General features: G+C 49.2%; 9 protein-coding genes. All 9 read right to left on the bottom strand.

Annotation, left to right across the window (positions count from 1 at the left end; genetic code table 11):
- Positions 1 to 172: 172 nt before the first annotated feature.
- Positions 173 to 5,551: a sugar-binding protein gene (locus tag HQN90_RS13600; RefSeq protein WP_173219110.1), complete on the bottom strand. Its 5,379-nt coding sequence runs from the start codon at positions 5,549 to 5,551 to the stop codon at positions 173 to 175.
- A 3-nt stretch (positions 5,552 to 5,554) separates the two neighbouring features.
- Positions 5,555 to 10,210, bottom strand: a complete 4,656-nt coding sequence (locus tag HQN90_RS38305; RefSeq protein ID WP_216855311.1) for an Ig-like domain-containing protein — start codon at positions 10,208 to 10,210, stop codon at positions 5,555 to 5,557.
- Positions 10,211 to 10,248: 38 nt separating this feature from the next.
- Positions 10,249 to 12,483, bottom strand: a complete 2,235-nt coding sequence (locus HQN90_RS13590) for a helix-turn-helix domain-containing protein (RefSeq protein WP_173219107.1) — start codon at positions 12,481 to 12,483, stop codon at positions 10,249 to 10,251.
- Between the two features lie 92 nt (positions 12,484 to 12,575).
- On the bottom strand, positions 12,576 to 14,135 hold the full coding sequence (locus tag HQN90_RS13585; protein ID WP_173219104.1) for a DUF3502 domain-containing protein: 1,560 nt from the start codon (positions 14,133 to 14,135) through the stop codon (positions 12,576 to 12,578).
- A gap of 60 nt (positions 14,136 to 14,195) precedes the next feature.
- Positions 14,196 to 15,128 (bottom strand): carbohydrate ABC transporter permease, encoded by a 933-nt coding sequence (locus tag HQN90_RS13580; protein WP_246362322.1) that lies wholly within the window; start codon positions 15,126 to 15,128, stop codon positions 14,196 to 14,198.
- Between the two features lie 9 nt (positions 15,129 to 15,137).
- The gene (locus HQN90_RS13575; protein WP_173219101.1) at positions 15,138 to 16,046 is read right to left on the bottom strand and encodes an ABC transporter permease; all 909 of its coding nucleotides are present in this window, start codon (positions 16,044 to 16,046) and stop codon (positions 15,138 to 15,140) included.
- Between the two features lie 601 nt (positions 16,047 to 16,647).
- Positions 16,648 to 17,670 carry an aldose 1-epimerase family protein gene (locus HQN90_RS13570; RefSeq protein WP_173219098.1) on the bottom strand — a complete coding sequence of 341 codons (1,023 nt, stop codon included), beginning with the start codon at positions 17,668 to 17,670 and terminating at the stop codon, positions 16,648 to 16,650.
- Between the two features lie 6 nt (positions 17,671 to 17,676).
- Positions 17,677 to 18,225 (bottom strand): D-lyxose/D-mannose family sugar isomerase, encoded by a 549-nt coding sequence (locus HQN90_RS13565; RefSeq protein WP_173219095.1) that lies wholly within the window; start codon positions 18,223 to 18,225, stop codon positions 17,677 to 17,679.
- A 102-nt stretch (positions 18,226 to 18,327) separates the two neighbouring features.
- Entirely contained in the window at positions 18,328 to 18,840 is a 513-nt protein-coding gene (locus tag HQN90_RS13560) for a putative periplasmic lipoprotein (protein WP_173219092.1), read from the bottom strand.
- Between the last annotated feature and the right edge of the window lie 31 nt (positions 18,841 to 18,871).

Here is an 18,871-nt window from a genome sequence, read left to right as displayed (position 1 = left end):
TGGACAGAAGAGAATAAACACAGCATACACAATAGAAAAGGCCCTGCGCAGGCGCATAAAGAAAAACCGTCAGGGACTAATGATCCTGACGGCCTTTTGGGGTATGGGGATGAAGGGAAATGAAGTTCTATCCCCAAGTCGCGCGCCTTTCAGCCTCACACCTATCACTCTTCTATTCTACTTGAACTGCCTTCCACTTCTTTGTTCTCCAGCCAACCTGAGACTCCCTATTCCTATCCATCTGAGGAAGCTTAACGTTGACCTCCCTTCTGGAAGAGCCATCCCAACTCACTAACCCAGGCGGCCGGGTAAGAAAAGTCGCATAAGGGCCACTCTCGCTCCAATTGCCAGCTGCGTCTCGGGCTTGCACGATGAAAGTATATGACGTGTTCGCGGACAAGCCTGTAATCACCTTGGTTGCAGCTGTGGTGTATACACTCTGATACACACTGCCAATAACACTGCTCACCTCACCACTCTGCACGAAACCGTAGACGCTAGCTGACACACTTTCACCCCACAGGATTCGGTAGCCTGTTACCGCTCTATTATCCTGGGCAGCTGTCCAGTTCAGCGCAACACGATCACTTCCTAGTTCTGATGCGATTACTTTGGCTTCAGACGGCCAAATGGGCGCCCCAATATCCGCAGGAGGCGAATAGTCAATAAAGACAAACGAGTCATACAAGGCTGTGTTCTTCGAATCCGCTGTCCCTTGGGTCCACTGAATAAAATCATCCCGCCCATTCTGGAGATCAGCATCGTTCACCGCGACGTTTAGTCCTATTTTCCCCAAAAGCTCCGGCTTCAGATCTTTGACATAGGAGCCTGGAATCTGAAACTCATAGAAGGTTCGGCCTGCCACCTCATCGCGCACCGCTCGGAACGGTGTCTGCCCGCTCACATCTCCGTTGGGATTAGGCTGCGCTGAATAAAATATATTCACAAGCCGTGTCCCATCATCAGCCAGGGCGAAGCCCCATTCCGTATCGTCCGGCCCATAAGGCGACTCTCGGTTGTTCAGCGGGTCCAAGCTGACTTGAACGGAATCGTTTTTCCACATGTTCGCGGCATTTTCAGATTGCTTATGGATATCGTCGCGAACCGAAACGGCAAAGTAGAGGCCATCGGACGCCCATTTGGCATAAGCGGTCGCCTCCAGATTGGCAGGGTCGCGATAGCCGCTCGAATGCTGGGCTTTGCTGCGAAGATGGAATGGAAAGGCATCCTGCCAGTCGCTTAGGTCACCATCGATCGTCAAGCCGTTGGCCTTCTGGACAAGGTTGAATTCAATCGGAAGATCCGGATCGGTGTAAATGATCTTGTTTCTGACGATATCTTCAATTTGCATATCAACCGTGTATTCATTAAAGGCTGCCGGCTCATGGTACGTCCATCTGAAGTCCAACTGTACACAATCGCCTTTCTTCAAATCCTGGAAGGCATCCGAGGCCACTGGCTGCAGCAAAGCACTGTCCGGACCTTTGACTATCACCTTGCCTGTCTTGGCAAAGGACGAAGTGCCTGTCAATTGTACGGATAAAATATCGAGCTGCTCGATCGTTTTCTTCACGGGAACAAGCTTAACATCAAGACCGTCCTCCACCGTCAATTGGACTTTCTTCGTGTCAAAAGCGGCGCCGTTATACAAAATAGCAAAGGCAACCTCATAACGGCCTTTCAGCGTATTCTCGGGCACCAGCACCGAATAAGGCAGATCCATCGAGCTCTGTGCCGGAATGGTAACACTCATTGCTGCCGGTGCCGTTTGGGAGGATTCCCATCCGCCTGGCACCTGCACATGTACCTGCATCTGCTGCGGAACTTCGGTATTGTTCACAAGTGAAAGCGTAAGCCCACTCGCATATCCCGCTTCTCCGTTCACTTGAGTAGGTACCACATTAGCCAGCACACCGATGAATTTGGCCGGCTCCGACTGGGTGATCGCAGACGCCGCGCGCGCAAACTCCCGCGCCAGTAAGTTATAGGCGTAGCTTTCCGCGAAGCTGCTTCTTGTGTGAGCAGCCTCTGCCAGCCTCCCATATCGGTTTGTGCGAAGCACAGCCGCTGTCGAGATCGGCATGACGCTGTTTGCGCCTATTTTGGCTTGATACGAAGCTGTCAAAGCTTGCACAGCTGAGGCATAGTCCAGTGAATTGGCGCTCATACCGTTCAGCGCGTAGGCAAGATCCACCGAAGCACTTTCCGCCATGTTGTACAAAGCCTCCAGCGCCACATAGCCTGAAGCTCGCTCCAAGGAACCGTTCTTCAACTGATCGGCCATCTGCACCATTAACGTGTAGATGTCTTTGATTCCCTGCTCCAAGCCTGCAGCTTGACTCCCGCTTCCTTCGGCTGCTTCCAGCTGCGTTTCGATGCGGTTCAGCTCTGCCAAATCGGCGTCTACCAGCGCCGCATTTTGCGCTGTTTTCACAGCAAGCAGCTTGCCGACCGCCTCCTGCTGTTTGTTTTGCAGCAGCTTCGCTACCGTTTGAAACACGAATGTCGTGGATGCCCCTGTGAGATAAACAGGAGATCCCGAAACGACAAGCTGCACGCCGCCGTTAACGGTCGTAACCGGTACATCCACACCGTTAATGTCCTTCACGGTCACCCCAGATGCTCCAAACGGGAGCGTAATCGTGCTGGTAGGAGGCTTAACAGCCGGATTGTCCTTATGGTCGACTTTTTTCCAGGCAACAAGAACCGGCTCTCCTCCATTCAGGAACACCTGAACAGCAACATCAGGGTCAGCAGTATCCCAAGTTCCCAGATACTTCGCTTTATCCAGCGTTGTCATTAACTGGTTGACGGCAGCATAAGCGAGCTTCGGCCTACCGTCATTGTCCGTAATTCCCCAGAAAATGTCGTAATACCGATCATCTGTCCCATCGTTTTTGTAATTGTAATACTCATAAGCTTTCACTTGGTCGGTGACCATGTAGTTCAGAAAAGCGCGAACGATATAGTCCCGCTGTATCTCTTCAGATACGGAAGGATAGCCCGCTTTGGCTGTCGGCCAGCCGCCCTCGGTCAAATAATAGTCCTTCCAGCCGCCGTAAGCATTGACCAGATCTTTGACACCGGCGATCATATTCGGCAGGTTGCCATCGGGCATGGAATTATAAACGTACGGATGATAGGAATACGCGTCGGCATAGTCGAACGAACCTGCCTCCAATTCCTTCGGCAGCACGCTGCGCACGCTCGATGTGTGATCGCCCGCCAGCAGCATCGCATTGGGGTCGGCCTTCTTCATATTCAAGTAGGCGACCTTTTGCAGCTGAACAAATTCGCTAGGCACATAAGGCTTAGAAAAAATTTCTGGCTCGTTTGGCATTTCCCACTGCCTTATTTGCCCTTTGTATCTATTAACCGTGGCAGCGACGAAATCGCCCATGGCTTTGAGAGATGAGGTGGTCGTCGCCGTCCCCTCTTGATAGCTGGCATTCCGATCAATGCCAAGTACCGTAATTTGATTAAAGCCGTACGTAAATAATTTATTTAATTGCGGCTCCACCCTGCTGTAATCATAGATAGTTTTGCCTGATCCATCCTGCACATGTTTATCGACATCGTCCCACGAAATACCTGAGCGATGGTGACGAGCTCCCAGCTTGCGCGCTCCGTCAATGATATCGTCATTCCAGTTCAGCGCGTAGTGCGTATTCAGGCCGAACTTGCTTTCATTATCCAGATCAGGCTCCTTCACCGGAGCTGCCTGCTCTACGACAGCTACTCGCATCTTTTTGGTTTTGGCAGGCTGCGCTGCACCGTCAACCGCAAATGCAGCCGTTACCTCATAAGTGCCGATTGCGCTGAGCTTAGGCGTGAAAGCGATGACCTCGGTATCGGTCGCATAAGCCCCCAAGTTGTACGTCTTCGTTCCCGAGGCGACAACACCTTGGCTGCCATCCGCCTGGCGTACCGTATAATCAAGCTGAAACGCATGCGCCTCTGCGCCCGCTTCCAATGCCAGCTTGAAGCCAGGCGACTCCGCCTGTGTATAAATCCCCGCATAATTGCCAGCGGGCCTAAGATCGATGACATAGGGCACCGGGAGCGGCTCGATGGCAAAGTCATCAATCATCAGGTTGATGCCGCCGACAACATTCCACTGAAAATACCCTTTCTTCAGCGCCAAGGGGTCCGAATCATCCCCACTGGCCGTTTCCACGCCGTCAATGAACAGCTTGTGGGTGATGCCGCTTACACGCAGCTCATAATCGTGCCAATCATCCAGCAGGGATTGGACATAATTGGCCAAATAATAGTTGCCGCCAAGCGTTGTTTTCCGCATGAGGAAATATTTGGAATTATGCGTCGCCCACTCCAGCGCATTGTTGTTCATATCGTCGACTGCCCGATAGCGAAAGCGCCAAGTATTTTGCAGCGCCGTGCTTGTGCGTTCGTATTTCACCTTGAATTTGACGTTAAAATTGTCCGCGTTTTGGTACATTGGAAGGTTCAGCTTGGCACTACCCGATCCATTCAAGTTAAATACCTTATTGCCGTCCGGCAGTTGAATGATCTTGGTGTTTCCGCCTATTTTCCAACCCGCAGGTACTGCCCCAACCGTTTCCCCTTCAAAATTATTTCTATAAGGCACAATCGTTTGGATCGGAACGGCGATCTCCCCGGATTCCGGATAGCGCATGGACCTGCCTTCGGCATCTTGCGCCGTCAAATAATAACGGATTTGCCTGTAACGATTCGATCCGGGAATCGTGCCCGAATATGGGCCGATCCCGCTTCCTGCCGCCGGAACGATCTGACCCAGCGTCTCGTCCCCGTAGGTATAATGAATCTGAGCGCTAGTCGCCGAACTCGTACCCGCAAGGGTGAACATTAGCGGCAAATCCGTATTATACGAAACCTCTGTCGCCGGTGTGTGAATAAACGTGCCCTGCGTATAATTGGGTGAAACCACAACCTGCTTCACCGTCATCGCAACTGCGGGGCCGATGCTTTTCAAAGAAAAACCGATTCCCCCTGCCGAAAGCGTCGTGTCGGTGAACGTCGCAACTAACGTTTCATCTAGGTAGAGCTTAAACTCGCTCCCTTTGACTTTGAGCCGATACGCATGAGAATCTGACAAACTAAATCCCGGAATGACAGCCCCGATATCCACAGGTGTCCCAACCTGTACATTGGCCGAGGAATTGGGATATTTCCAAAGCTCAACTGACTTCGTATTTTTAAATTCCAGAAAATAGTAGCTCGTTCCCGAAGAATACCGGAACATGAGCCGGAAGCGATCTCCTGTGGCCGTAAAGCCAATATCGTAATCCGTGGAACTGTAAGGAAGCTTGGTGGTTTTGACGACCGCACGCTGAGGAGATGTCGCCGTTGTCGTACCTTTGAGCTGGGCTTGCGAACCGCTGCCTTCAATGACAAAAGCTGAACTGCCGAACAAATCCCAGTTCCCTAATCCTCCCGCGAAGCTGTCCGTGAACAGCGGAGAGGGCTCCGCTGCCATGGCATTCAGCGAAAACCATGGCAGCAGAACAATAGCGAGCAGCAGGCATAAGCTTCTGATCAGCTGTTTCATGCCTCAATTACCTCCGGGCAGCGAATTGATGATAGGCTTAACGACCACATTCTTCACATTCACAGATACGGGGGCTCCCACACTTTTTAAAGAGAAACCTATCCCCCCTGCCGTCAAAGAAGCATCTGTAAACGTTGCAGCTTCTATCCCGTCAATGATTAGCTTGTAGGTGGATCCGTTCACTTCCAGTTGGTATTGATGCCAATCCGTTAGGTTGAAGCCCGGCAGGACAGCTCCGATATCTACCAGCGTGCCCACCTGCTCATTGACGGATGAATTCGGATATTTCCACAATTCAACAACCTTCGTATTTTTAAATTCCAGGAAATAATAACCAGTACTGGATGCATACCGGAACATCGTCCGGAAGCGATCCCCTTTTGCCGTAAATGTGAGATTGTAATTAGCGGTGCTGTAAGGAAGCAAGGATGGCTTTACCACTGCACGCTGGGGAAATGTAGCCGTTGTCGTGCCCGCCAGCTGAGCTTCGGTTCCACTGCCCTGCACTTGCCAATCCGTGCTGCCGAATAAATCCCACTTGCCAATCCCTGCTGCAAAGCTGTCCTCAAACAACGGTTCCAGCGTTACCGTCACCACACAAGCAGCCGACTTGGCGCCGTCTGCCGTGATCACGGTAATCACCGCTGTTCCAGGCGCTGCTGCCGTCACTTTGCCATAAGCATCAACTGTCGCGACGGATGGGTTGTTCGAACTCCATGTCACGGTTTTGTTCGTTGCTTCCGCAGGCAGAACCGTTGCGATCAAATCCGCCGTTATGCCAGAGGCCATAGACAGCGTTCCTTTATTCAAGGTGACGCCAGTTACCGGATGAACGGCTTGTTTCAGCAGCTCAACATCATCAAACCAAGCCATTCCTGTTCCTTTAAGCCTCACATCAAGCCTGATTTTCGCCGCATCGGCTGGTGCCGTCGCCGTTGCTTCGATCGGAGTCCAATTGTTTGTTCCTCTCACATTCGTAGACAAATACGTACTGCCAGTAACCGTAGTTCCGTCACTCTTATAATACGTTATGCCAACGTGGGCTCCGTCGACAGCATTGACATTGTCGGTCTTTACCCATGCTTTGAGCGTATAAGCAGTTGCTGGATTGACCGCGATCAAGCTGCTGTCCGCCAAGCTCCATCCGCCGTAATCGCCAGAGGCTGTGTTTGCGATTTTCACTGAATGATTGTATGTCCTTGATGTAACCGTATCCCATGTTCGTACAGATGATCCAGCCCAAGCTCTATCTGTCCAGTTCTCAGGACTTGCTGCTCCATTTTCGAAGCTGCTGTTTGGCACAGCGACATAATTATTTTGTCTCGATATCGTCCAGTTGGCGAAGTCGTAAGTCAGTACTTCACCGCCCTGCGTAGCCGTAAATAGATTCGCATTCTGGTCCTGCTGGAGCCAAGGCGTATCAAAAAGCTTAAAAGCTCCGTAGTTGATGGCATTGCCATTAATTTTGTGCGTGTTGTTATAAGCGTTTGCGGCTTCATCGAAGGTAATATCCAGCGAATCCCCGCTCAAGCTTCGATAAATGAGCCGCGGATTAGCCTCATCAATATGCGAGCTGTCGACCGTCGTATTCGTCAGAATCGCGTTCTTGAAACTGGCGAAGTTCGCATATTCCGAGGCATCCGCTGTTTCAAGCACCCACCCGTTTTTGTCAGCCTGACTGCGCAGAATATTGTAGCTATACGTGAGCTGGCTAGTCGGATGCAGCTTCGTCGTCGTCTTCACTTTATTCGACGGGTCCGTAGGTGTCTGGTAGTACCAAGAATAAGGTTTGATCAGCTTAAAGGCAAAATACATCGGGCCGGCATTGTTAAAAACCCATCCAGACTGTTCCTCTCGGGTAATAATAGAACCCGTGTCGGGAAACATAGCATTCAAATAATTCGAGGTAGGGCTATTCAACAATTTATACACACCAACGGCTGCTTTGCCGTCCTGCATGATACGATGATTGGCCGGTTGATCATAATTACCAATTGGACTGTCACCTTGGTCGGCATTCACCCTGAAAAGGGGATTGGCCTTTGCCGAATGCCAGCGTAAGACAACGGGAAGATCTTCGATCCAATTATCGACCCGATTGTAGGTAACTTCCGTGGCGAGGCCCCAAGTTGGCTTAACAAACGCCTGACGGTACGTTTTCAAATTCCGACCGCTCGAATTTTGCAGATTCGTCTTGCGCGAGGTGTAGCTTTTATCGCCGGATTGCCCGATTCGGATCGCCATTTCGGGTGGCGTATAACTCATGCCACGATAGAGAACCATGCCCAAATACTCCAGATAAGGGCGGTAAGCGGAAGGAACTAGCGCATCCGTTTCGCCGATCCCTTCTTGCGCGCGATTGCCGCCGAAATACATCCAGGATAGCGCCGTATGATCGGCCCCTCTCCATGTCAGATCGCTCGCCGAAACTGAATCGCCTTTGGCCCTGTTCGAGGTGGAGATGAAGGTGCCGTCAATCCAGTCATTGGCCCATTCGAACCACATGACGTCCATCGCCATTTTTAATTTCTGCTTAAAATCAGGTTCGTCTGTATACTGGTATAACGCATTCAGACAGAAGTAAGTCATAAACGTATATTCCGGGCTTTCATACTCCGCCCATCCATAACGAACCCCAGCACTCAGCATCTCTTCAATATTCGCTCTGTTCTCGCTTTTGAGTACGGCTCCGGATTTGCCATTCAAATCCTGAAGATCAGGGAAAGACTGACCTACCAAATAGCCTGCCGTATAATTGCTCATGCGGAGATTTTCCGTTTGCGGCAGCTTCGCATACGCATATTGCGCGAAATACGCTTTGACATGGTCGACCATCGTACTGCTGAATTGATTGCCAACCATCAGGTAGGCATACATTTTGGAAACCGTCTTATACTGCTCGGCATCATAGGCTTGGAACATCTTATCGATTTTCTGGAGGTTTAAAGCTACATTCTGCCCATCAACAATTTGGGCAACATACTGCACGATATTCAGCTGCAGCCCCATCTCCGACATCGTTTTTGTTTTGTCCCACAGCCACTGTTTTCTACTTTCAACCGTGCCCGGAAAAGGAGAGTTTGTGCTTTCCGCCGGTGGAACTTCGCCAATGCTCACTTGGTCGAATTCCGCTGCGGCCAGCCTGCCGGTATTGTGACTGGTCACCGCGAGGCCGAAGTACACCGTGTCCGGCAGACTCATCGCCTCTTTCTTGATCAGCGTCCAGTTGGTGCCGTCACTGGAATCATACGCACTAATTACGTTGTCCTTGCGAACCAGCTTCACCCAATACGGCGGACTCGCTTGTGTTCCCGCTGTTGAGGTAGAGGCTCCGCCCGCTTGAAGCCGGTCCTGGAAATAGGCCCCGTTGGCAGGCGTCAGCGCCGTCATCACATTAGGCGACTGCTCCGACATGCTCGCACGGATCATAACCCCCGCTTTCGTCCAGGTTACGCCGTTCTCTATGCCATAGACGCGCGCCACAACCTGCCCGTTCCCTGTCCAAGGCCGATACACATAATGGAACGCATCCTCGGTGCCAAAAATGTCGCTGCCGGAGCCCTGCACTTTGATCCTGCCCGTAACCGGGTTGTAGCTTGCGCTGCCCGCAGGCTTCACATTCCCGATATCGCGATCTCCAAGCGGCTCAGGCAAACCGCCAACAGACGGATCTGTCGTAACAGCTACCTCATTGCTGGCTGCTGACAAGTTGCCCGCTGCATCTCTGGCCTTCACCAAATAGCGATAGGTTGTGTTTGGCGACAAACCGATTGCGCCATACGCCGTGTTGACACCGCTTACATTATCAACCAGAAGACCATCCCGATAAATGTCATATCTCGTAACGCCTACATTGTCTGTCGAAGCTGTCCAGTTCAAATTAACACTCGTATCCGACTTCCCCGCAAGGGTTAACTGGGATGGGGCTGTAGGGGCTTCCGTATCCAGCGTTTGCTCGCTTTTCACCTCGGAAATCGCCAAATCGTCGATCAGGTACGCTTCGTCCGTGCCGCCGGTATCCACGCGCACCGAGAAAGCAACTTTCACACTCGAAATATTTTTCTGCCCGCCGTTCGGGTATACCTTGAATCGATAGCTGGCAAGATCGCTGTCATTCACGATTTTCAACTCATCCGGCACCGTGTTCAAATAGGCCGCTGTTCCCGAAATACTTGGCATATCTGCCGGAAAGCGCGGAATCAGATTATTGTCATAGGGCGCTAATTGAATCTGAGCATAGATGTCTTTGGCTACTGGCTTATTGCTTGCCGCGCTGCGCATCAGCTTGTAGGAAAAGACGAACTCGACTGGAGAACTGCCTACCGGCATATTATAGATCTCATTCATCCGGTCCTTGAGTCTGCCGCTGTTCAACTGATAGTAAAAAGAACTGCTTAAATTCGTCCCCAGTGAAGCATCGCGAAACTCAAGGGCATTGTTGCCATTGACCGATACGATCTTTTGCGATCCTCCGGTTGTGCCGCTTGCTGGCGTAAAGGGGCTCACCCCTCCGTCAAAGTGTGTATCCATATCTGCCGCCAGCAGGTTATCCAGCGTGTAGGGGCCGCCTTCCGCTGCGATATACACAGGCAAATTACTAAGCGCAAGCCCCCCTATTAGCAACGAACATATCCATCTCTTGCTTTTTCCCATCATCATAAAAACCTCCTCCATCGTAATTTAGTAAATTCGAAAGATTAGTCGTTATTCTGCTCCCTGTACTGATTAGGCGTTAAGCCCGTGTACTTTTTGAATGAGGTAAAAAACGTCGTTTTCGACTGGAATCCGGATCGTTCCGCGATATGAAGCACCGGCAAATCCGTCGATACGAGCAGCTTTTTGGCTTGCTCCAACCGCTCCTGATGAATGAAATCAGATAACGTGATAAGATACGTTTCTTTAAAAACCAACCGAACATAGCTGACGGACAGCACTAAATAATCAGCAATGCTTTCTAGTGTAAGCATCGGGTCATGGAAATGCTGTTTGACATAGTCAAACATTTCCGAAGCTAGTTCCTCCTTCCGGTTGGAAGCGGAATGCTTGAGCGCAACACTGTCGATAATCGTAACGAATTGGCTGTACACCCACTCCTTCACATCCAGTAAGGTATCGAACTGCTGAAGAAGCAAATCGACCCCGCCGGGCTCTTGGTCCGCCATGACTTTATTGAACGCTTTGAAAATGTAGAACAGCAGCAGCTTCAACTGGAACTGGCACTCCGTATACGATAACGTCTGCAGTTTGGCGAATAGTTCATCCAACTGCTCGCGCACTTTCTCCTTCTGTGCTTTGCGCACAGATTGAATCAGCTCCTGCACCAGATTTTCATCAAAATCGGGCTGCTGTTCGGACCAATAATCACCCAAATCCTCTTCCACATACACTTTATCCTGCTCATTAAAAAATCGCAGCAAAGTTAGGTCATACGTCCGATCATATACGCTTCGCATATTGCTATGCACCGCTGTCCGGCCGCTTAACGCTACGGTAACATGGAATTGCAGCCAATTGCCGATCTCTTCTCGCGCTTTATAGACAACCTCTGTAAGGTTCACCCTATGCAAGTCGCCGCTAATCATCACAGCCACATGATCGCTTCCCAGATCAACGGTTTCGGATACAAAGCCATGCTTCTCCAAAACTTCTCCCGCAATATTGCCCATTGCATAAATGAGCAGCTTCCTTGAGGCATACGAATAACGATCCGAGAACGCCTGAAACCGATTAATCCGCATGACCGCCAAATAAATATCCGAGTTCAGCAGCGTTTGCAGTCGCGTACTCCCCGTTTCGAGAAAAGCCTCATTGTACGTCCCTTGCAATAGCCACTGCCGCAAAAACTCGTTCTTGATCACTTCATGATGGTTGCGAATGACACTGTTCATCTCTTCCATCGTTTTGACCATATGATCCAAACCTGATTTAATAATCGAAAACTCTGTATTTCGCTTGTTCTCTGCCGAAGGCAAAGCGGTAGCGACCGTCTCCTTCATATGGGTGGCCAACTGACTGAATGGCTTGAAATGGCGCCGCGAGTTCCAGAAGGTCAGCGCGGACAGCAGAATAAGCAGAAACAAGCACATGCCCAGAATTTCCAGCTCGATCCGGTCAATATTTTTGCTGATGTCCTTCAATTTCACGATCGAATACAGCGTCCAATCCTCCACCTGAAACGCATGGGCATGAATTAAATACACATTATGATTCAAATATACTTGATGGTTTTTCAAATCCGGCTGGAGCAGCTGCTTGGCATCGAAGGTGTCGGAACCCCCGAGAATGACGTGCTGATTCCCATCCAAAATCAGAATACCAGCCGTCGCATCATTCAAATTTTGCAGCAAATATTTCTCCAGCAAATTCTTGTTGAGTAAAATAACAACATACCCCTGGCTGGCGATTTTGGAACGGTTGGATGGCACCGTCAACGCCAAGTAAGATTCATCAGCCAGTGTATGATCGAAAAACCGGAGCATTGTCGGCGGCTGATTACGGACACGCGCCAGCATCGCCTGATCATCAAAATCAGCAAACGTATGAACGCCATTTTTGGAATTAATGACCTGCTCCGTCTTCATATTCACCAGATACGTTGAGGCAATGAACGACTGCAAACTCATATATTTGGAGACCGATTTAAACGCTGCTGCCGTCGATAAAGGCTCGCTCTGATCGGACAGCAGCCAATTCGTAATCTCGGGGTCCTGGTAGATATTCAATGCATAAGAACGCAGGTGGTCCAACTGATACTCGAAGCCTTGACTCAAACTGTCAGTTTTCGTTGCCATCAATTGATTGATATCCTCATAAGCCTGTTTGGAATATTGCTGCCTTAATAAATAGGAGAACAACAGGATGATTACTGTAAACAGCAGACCCATATTCAAAAAATTGCGAAGGTATGTTTTTTCTGGCAGAAATCTCAGCATCTGAACTCCCCTTCATCGTTTCTTGTCCCTATTTATTAAAGCACATTTATGAGGACCTGTGAGGTTCCATTATTGATTCTGAGGTTTCATTTTTACTTTTTGGCAAGAAAAGCATCAATTTGCTTCTGCTCTTCGAGTTGAATTTTCTTCGCTAATGGCGCCGCTTCGGCTTTAAATTTGGCCCAATAAGCATCGGGATCGACAACCCCGTTGAACAAAGCCGAATAGTATTTCGCCTCAATACTGGTGTATTGGGAAATCTCATTGCTGACCGGCGCGTTGTTGAATGTAAACCCAGACAGCTTGTCGATCGTGAAATTGCTGGCATCTGCCGTCCACTTGTTCAGCTTCTTGGTCTCCTCATTTTGACTGGCATCCTGCCGATCTGTTGTTGGGTTCCAAATCCATACATAAGGGAACCAAGTGTAACCGTCGCCTTTGAACGTATATTGGTCATCTCCGACCGCTTCCCAGTTCTTATCCTTCACCCCGTACACCAACAGATCGTAATTGTCCTTCTGATTAGCCCAGTCCAGGAACTGAATGGCCCGATCCTTGTGCTTGCTCACTACAGGAACAGAGATGAAATTATATTGCAGCGAGTTCGTGAGGACAGCACCTTTATTCAAATTCATTAATGTAACCGCTTCAAATTCAGCTTTGGGATTGCCGCTTTTCAAGGCTTTCTGGATATCATCCTTCACGCCGAAATCGTTACTCGTAATGATGGCTGCTTTGCCCTGTTTGGCTGGCTCCATGACATCTTTGATGGCAAGCACATCCGGGCTAATAATCTTATCCTGATACAGCTTGCGGGCATTTTGAACCCATGACCAAACCATCGGATCCATCTCATCAAAAAGATTGTACACTTTCCCGTCGTTATTTCTAGTGAACAATGTGAGAGATTCGGAGAGCGCAGGACTTGGCTGAATATTCTCTTTATTATCCGCCCAATAATGCCGGAAAGCGCCTTCTGACAGGCCTTTGTTCACATCTTGACCAGCAGGCACCAGCGGCGTGATGTTTGGCACTTTCTCTTTCACGGCATAGGCAAATTTGATCAAGTCATCATAGCTTTTGATAGGGGCAATGCCGAGCTGTTCGCGAAGATCCTTTCTCACATAGTAAACACGTCCCTGAACAAAGGAATTGCCGTTGGGGATGCCCATGATTTTCCCATCGAATTTGTTGGCATCCCACATCTGCTGCGGACGGTTCTTGAGGATGTTTGGCCCGTACTGCTTGAGCAGATCATCGAGCGGCTCGTAGCTGCCGGCGGCGATTTGCTGAGTCAGATGCAGCCACGGCGCATCGAAGATCAAATCGATGTTTTCGCCGGATGAAAGCGTAACTTGCGTTTTCTGAGCCAAATCGGCCCATGGCACGAAGACAACATCCAATTTCACATTGATGGAATCGGCCATTCTCTTTTCTGCTTCCTGGATCACGGCGTCGAAATCTTTGGGCCTGTCTCCGGGCACCATAATTTTCAGCGTAACGGGGTCCAGCTTCTTCACGCCCACGGCATTTGCCGTACTGCTAGGGGCATTTGTCGCAGCTGGCTCTGCATTTTTACTCGTACAGGCCACAAGCACACTTGTCAGCATTACGATCGTTAGAGCGGTACCAGTCCATTTTGTCCTATTCATTGTTGCGACCTCCTGTAGAAATATGTTAAACCGAGAAACTCGGGTGAAACCGTCCTGAACTCAACCTTTTACAGCGCCAATCGTAATGCCTTTCACGAAATACTTTTGCAGAAAAGGATAGAGCAGCACAATCGGACCGATTGTTAGACAAACAGTTGCCAATTGAATGGCGCTCGTTGGAGCCGATACTTGATAGCTGGCGCCACCGCCGACATAAGCGGAAACATTAAGATTCGAAATTAATTGCCGGATCATCAACTGCAAGGGATGCAGTTTATAATTGTCGATGAACAGCAAGGATAAATACCAGTCGTTCCAATACTGAATAGCATAAAAAAGCGAAACCGTCGCAATGACCGGTGTGGAAATCGGTACAATAATTTTATAGAAAAGACGAATATCCCCTGCCCCGTCAATCGTTGCCGCTTCGTTGATTTCATAAGGCAGCGATTTATAGAAGGCAACTAAGATGAAAGCATAGAACGGATTCAGCAAATAAGGAAGAATGAGCGCCCATAAAGAGTCCTTCAAGTGAAGCCAATTGGTCACCATGATGTAGAAGCCAACTAATCCGCCGCCGAGAACCATCGCCAAGTAGGTTAAGAAAGAAAGGACATGACGGTATTTCACCTTCGGATGTGCCAGTACATAGGCGAACATGGCGGTCATAATGACGGCTAGCACAGTTCCCACGATGGTAACGATGAGAGAATTTTTGTAGCTGGTGAGGAACTGACCTCCTTGCAGCAAGTACTTGTAAGCATCCAGACTCCACTCGCTGGGAAGGATTTGATACCCATACTGGAGGAAACTGGCCTCGGAAGCGAAAGAATCCGCCAAGACGATCCAGAAGGGAATCACGCAAACAAGGCTGAAGGCTAAAATGAACACATAAATGAAACCTAGAAACAGTTTCTCACGCCAAGACGTATCCGATTGGATTCGCGTTCTGGCTATTTTATCGGGTGCTGCTGTCGTAGCTGTAACTTCCATAAGCTCCTCCTAAAAAAGACTGGAATCGGAATCAATTTTCTTCGCGATTCGGTTAAAAATGAGAATCGTGACGAGACCCATCATCGATTGATACAAGACGACAGCCGAAGACATGCCGAAGTTGCCCAACTGGCGCAGTGCCCGGAACGAATACGTATCAATGACATCTGTCGTCGGATACAGAATCGAATTATCCCCGATAATCCCGTAGATCATGCCGAAGTCCCCGAAGAAAATACGTCCGACACCCAGCAGCATCAGCACAACGATCACCGAGCGGATTGAAGGAATCGTAATATGCAGGATTTGCTGAAACCGGGTCGCCCCATCGATCTTCGCCGATTCGTAGTATTCGTTCGAAATGCCAACGATCGCGGCCAAAAAGATAATGGAATAGTAGCCCGAAAATTTCCAGATGTACACCAGTGTCAAAAGAAAGGGCCATAGATTCACGCTTTGATACCAATTAATCGTATCCATTCCCAAGCTCTTGAGCAAGCTGTTCACCAAGCCTTCCGTGCTCATAAAAGCAAGCATCATCAGACTGACTACCAACCAAGAAATAAAATAGGGAAGGAAAATAAAGGACTGGCTCAATTTCTTGATGAGCGTCGACCTGACTTCATTCACGATAATGGCCAGAACGATGGCCATCCCTATACCGAAGATGAGAAAGAGCAGGTTCAGATACAACGTATTGAACGTGACTCGTACCCAATCGTGTCCTCCGAAAAAGAACTTGAAATTATCGAAGCCCACCCATTTGCTTCCCCATAACCCTTTCACTGGTTGAAAGCGTTGGAACGCAATCAAATGTCCCAGCATCGGAATGTAGGAGAAGATCGCCAAAAAGATAATGCCCGGAACAGCCAATACATACAACTGACGGTTCCTTGTAATCTCCCTAATGAAACTCATAAGCCTGATACTCCTCCCTGACTGTCGAAGTTGCTGCTGTCTACACCTTAACCTTAATGAATCCGACAGCCCCTGCATAGTTCGAATACTGCTTATTCCAGTCGAAAAGTCAGTATTCAAACTCATGTGCAGAAACGGAACTCGCAACTAGCAAGTAACTTAGGAGCGTCTCAACTTGAGATCCACTTGATTGAGGGAACTCCATTCCCTTATTTCGGGGAAAAGCGGAATTTCGGGCGCCCAAGGGGAACTACAAGGTCTTATTTCACCTCAATAATCTAATTATCTGCTCGGAATGGCGGAATAGCGGACCCTAGTTCCCTCCCCCTTGCCTAAAGGGTTGTTTCTAGCCAAATAGCGCCCTGTAGTTCCCCCTCCCTCTTCCAGCAAGGCATGGAGACTCGCCGTCCCTGCATTAACAACAAAAAAAACCTCTCTTTGGTGAAATGGGGATGCCACCCAACCTAAGGAGAGATTTCTTTGTGTCTTGCCTAGAATCAAGAGCCTATCAGGATATCTACAGAAGCTTCCTGTACAACAGCACGCAGCGTCGCCGTGTCATCCATCACCTACATTTCGTTGTCTCTTTGATCCCAACATCTCACGCAAGGGTTAACCGAATTTCATAGCTAACGGTTTCCCCTGGTTCAAGGAAGACAAGCGATCCGCGCTCACGCTCTGCCCGTCTGCCTTCGACATAACAATTGGCAGGCTCAATACCCAGCACGTGCGTGCCGGCCCCAGCCATTTTCCATTGGACCAGATTCGGCAGCGTATCGGCCGACCATTGCAGCGAAACCCGAACGTTCGCCCCTCCAGAATGGAAAGGGAAATTCGGGTTTTCGATTTGCACGAGCGGCTTGCTGCTCGTATCGTGGTAGTACAAACGCTCTTGATAATCCTTATCCGGGGCTTGCCATGCCCTGTAGCCGCCCATCGGTGTCTGCTGCTCACGCGCTTGCACCGATGCCGAATGGAAGTGTATCGTCGTCTCTTCGCTTAACAAAGGGAAGCCGAAATTAAAGTGATAAAGAATCATATGAGGACAACGTTCAAAACCTACATTCCGTACCTCATCCTGAATGAGCAGGGAATTCTCTCCCAGTCGACTGCGAATTTGCCTCGTTAAGCGTAGATGTCCTCCGAATATCGAGGTCTCTTCCACGCTACCCGCTATTCGCATTTCCATTTCATCTTCGTGCCAGCTGCTTTCGGCAGAAACCTGACTTGCAGGCGTGTGATGCATCCGACCATGCAGTCCAAGCCTCTCACCTTGATCTTCGCAAGATGATCCAACTTGCATGAGCCCACAAGTCATCAGCAATCCCCCTGATGCAGTTCGAAGCCAGCCGCTGCCTTCCGGCTCATAATGTCTAGGATGCGCGTCCCCGTTGCAGGATTGCCAGCTGATCGGCACCCCATGGAATTCCGCCAATGAAATGTCCAGCCCCTTCGTTGGCGTGACATAGTAGCTCAGCCCTGCTCCGGTCCGAACGTGAATCTGCTCAACGCCCGTTTCTTTGCCTTCCGTGCCCACGAAACGCCGCATGCCGGCAATTTGCTCGATCCGGCCTACACGGGCTTCCAATTCCCGCCTCGTCCACTCTCTTCCGTACAGTCTCATACAAGCCTATTCATCTTCCAGAATCACAGGTATTCGTTGAATACGCGGATCGGTGAATATGTCGTACTCATCACGACTCGTGCTGGAAAACTCAGAAATGACGGCTCCCTCGTCGCCTGCTTGAAACCAATGCCTGACCCCAGGTTGAATGGTGTATTGTTCTCCCGGAGACAGCGCCACTTCATGGAACACCGTGTAATAAGCTTCGCTGCCTGTCGGTATTTTCGCTTGAATGACAGGTGTCGCCTCTCCTTCTACATACAAATACACGTTTCCGGTCCGGCAGCGGAAGGTTTCCATTTTACCTTGTTCGCCATGTACCTGCGGATGCAAATGCTCAGGGCATGTTTGATTGGGAAACAACATTAATTCCTTCGCACAATAGCGTTCCGTATTCACATAGGTAACCAGCTGCAAGCCCTGCACCTCAAGCTGATCAAGGCCAAATCCGGCAACTTCAATTTGTGCCATTTCATGTTCCGTCAGCGCTATGCTAATGTCCTGCAACATCGCCGCAGCTTGCTTTTGAGCGCATATAACCTCGCTTCTTTTCATCCCGCATCCCTTCCTGTCCCATTAAAAATGTTTGTTAATAACATAATACTATGTTATTAACAAACATCTGTCTACGTCTTGCAGAAAAAACCTTCGTCTTCTTTAGTTCAATGCTATAACCTCAAATCTTGCCTTATTTGTTTCAAGTTCTAAGTCGTTTTCATTGTCTCCTTCACCAAGCATAAATTTTGCAGTTGCCGAAACTTCATAAAAACCTGCCTTTTCAAGTTTATATGTATAATGCTCAGTAATCGTCCCTTTTCCTTGAAAAGTACGATATATTCCTACTTGATGCATAGCAAATGTATTAACCCCTTTGCCATTGCTGTCTTTAATAGAAAAATAAAAAAGACCTGCCGCATGTAAAATCTTAAAATCATGATCAGATAAGTTCTTTAGAGTAGCTTCAACAATGAACTCTTCATTGGATTTTAATTGATTTGGGACAGATATACTCGCTGTAAAAGGCACTTTTTCAGAAGTAGGAACGGTTGATGTAACTACGGCTGAATCCTTGGGTAGAGAGAGATTTGCTGTTTGTTCTTCAGATGGTGAAGGCTGACCACATGCAACTAAGCCCAGCAAGGCGCAAATTACTATTATTAATTTCTTCATTTAAACACCTCCTAAGAAACAAACGTAAAAA

Origin of the sequence: Paenibacillus alba (assembly GCF_013204855.1) — a bacterium.
GTDB classification, from domain to species: domain Bacteria; phylum Bacillota; class Bacilli; order Paenibacillales; family NBRC-103111; genus Paenibacillus_E; species Paenibacillus_E alba.
Note: the sequence above shows the minus strand (reverse complement) of the source record. Positions and strands in the feature narration are given on the sequence as shown.

Bases quoted from the DNA above. Each gene is read 5' to 3' on its own strand.
- HQN90_RS13600 (WP_173219110.1), bottom strand. From the start codon at position 5,551: ATGAAACAGCTGATCAGAAGCTTATGCCTGCTGCTCGCTATTGTTCTG.
- HQN90_RS38305 (WP_216855311.1), bottom strand. From the start codon at position 10,210: ATGATGATGGGAAAAAGCAAGAGATGGATATGTTCGTTGCTAATAGGG.
- HQN90_RS13590 (WP_173219107.1), bottom strand. From the start codon at position 12,483: ATGCTGAGATTTCTGCCAGAAAAAACATACCTTCGCAATTTTTTGAAT.
- HQN90_RS13585 (WP_173219104.1), bottom strand. From the start codon at position 14,135: ATGAATAGGACAAAATGGACTGGTACCGCTCTAACGATCGTAATGCTG.
- HQN90_RS13580 (WP_246362322.1), bottom strand. From the start codon at position 15,128: ATGGAAGTTACAGCTACGACAGCAGCACCCGATAAAATAGCCAGAACG.
- HQN90_RS13575 (WP_173219101.1), bottom strand. From the start codon at position 16,046: ATGAGTTTCATTAGGGAGATTACAAGGAACCGTCAGTTGTATGTATTG.
- HQN90_RS13570 (WP_173219098.1), bottom strand. From the start codon at position 17,670: ATGAGACTGTACGGAAGAGAGTGGACGAGGCGGGAATTGGAAGCCCGT.
- HQN90_RS13565 (WP_173219095.1), bottom strand. From the start codon at position 18,225: ATGAAAAGAAGCGAGGTTATATGCGCTCAAAAGCAAGCTGCGGCGATG.
- HQN90_RS13560 (WP_173219092.1), bottom strand. From the start codon at position 18,840: ATGAAGAAATTAATAATAGTAATTTGCGCCTTGCTGGGCTTAGTTGCA.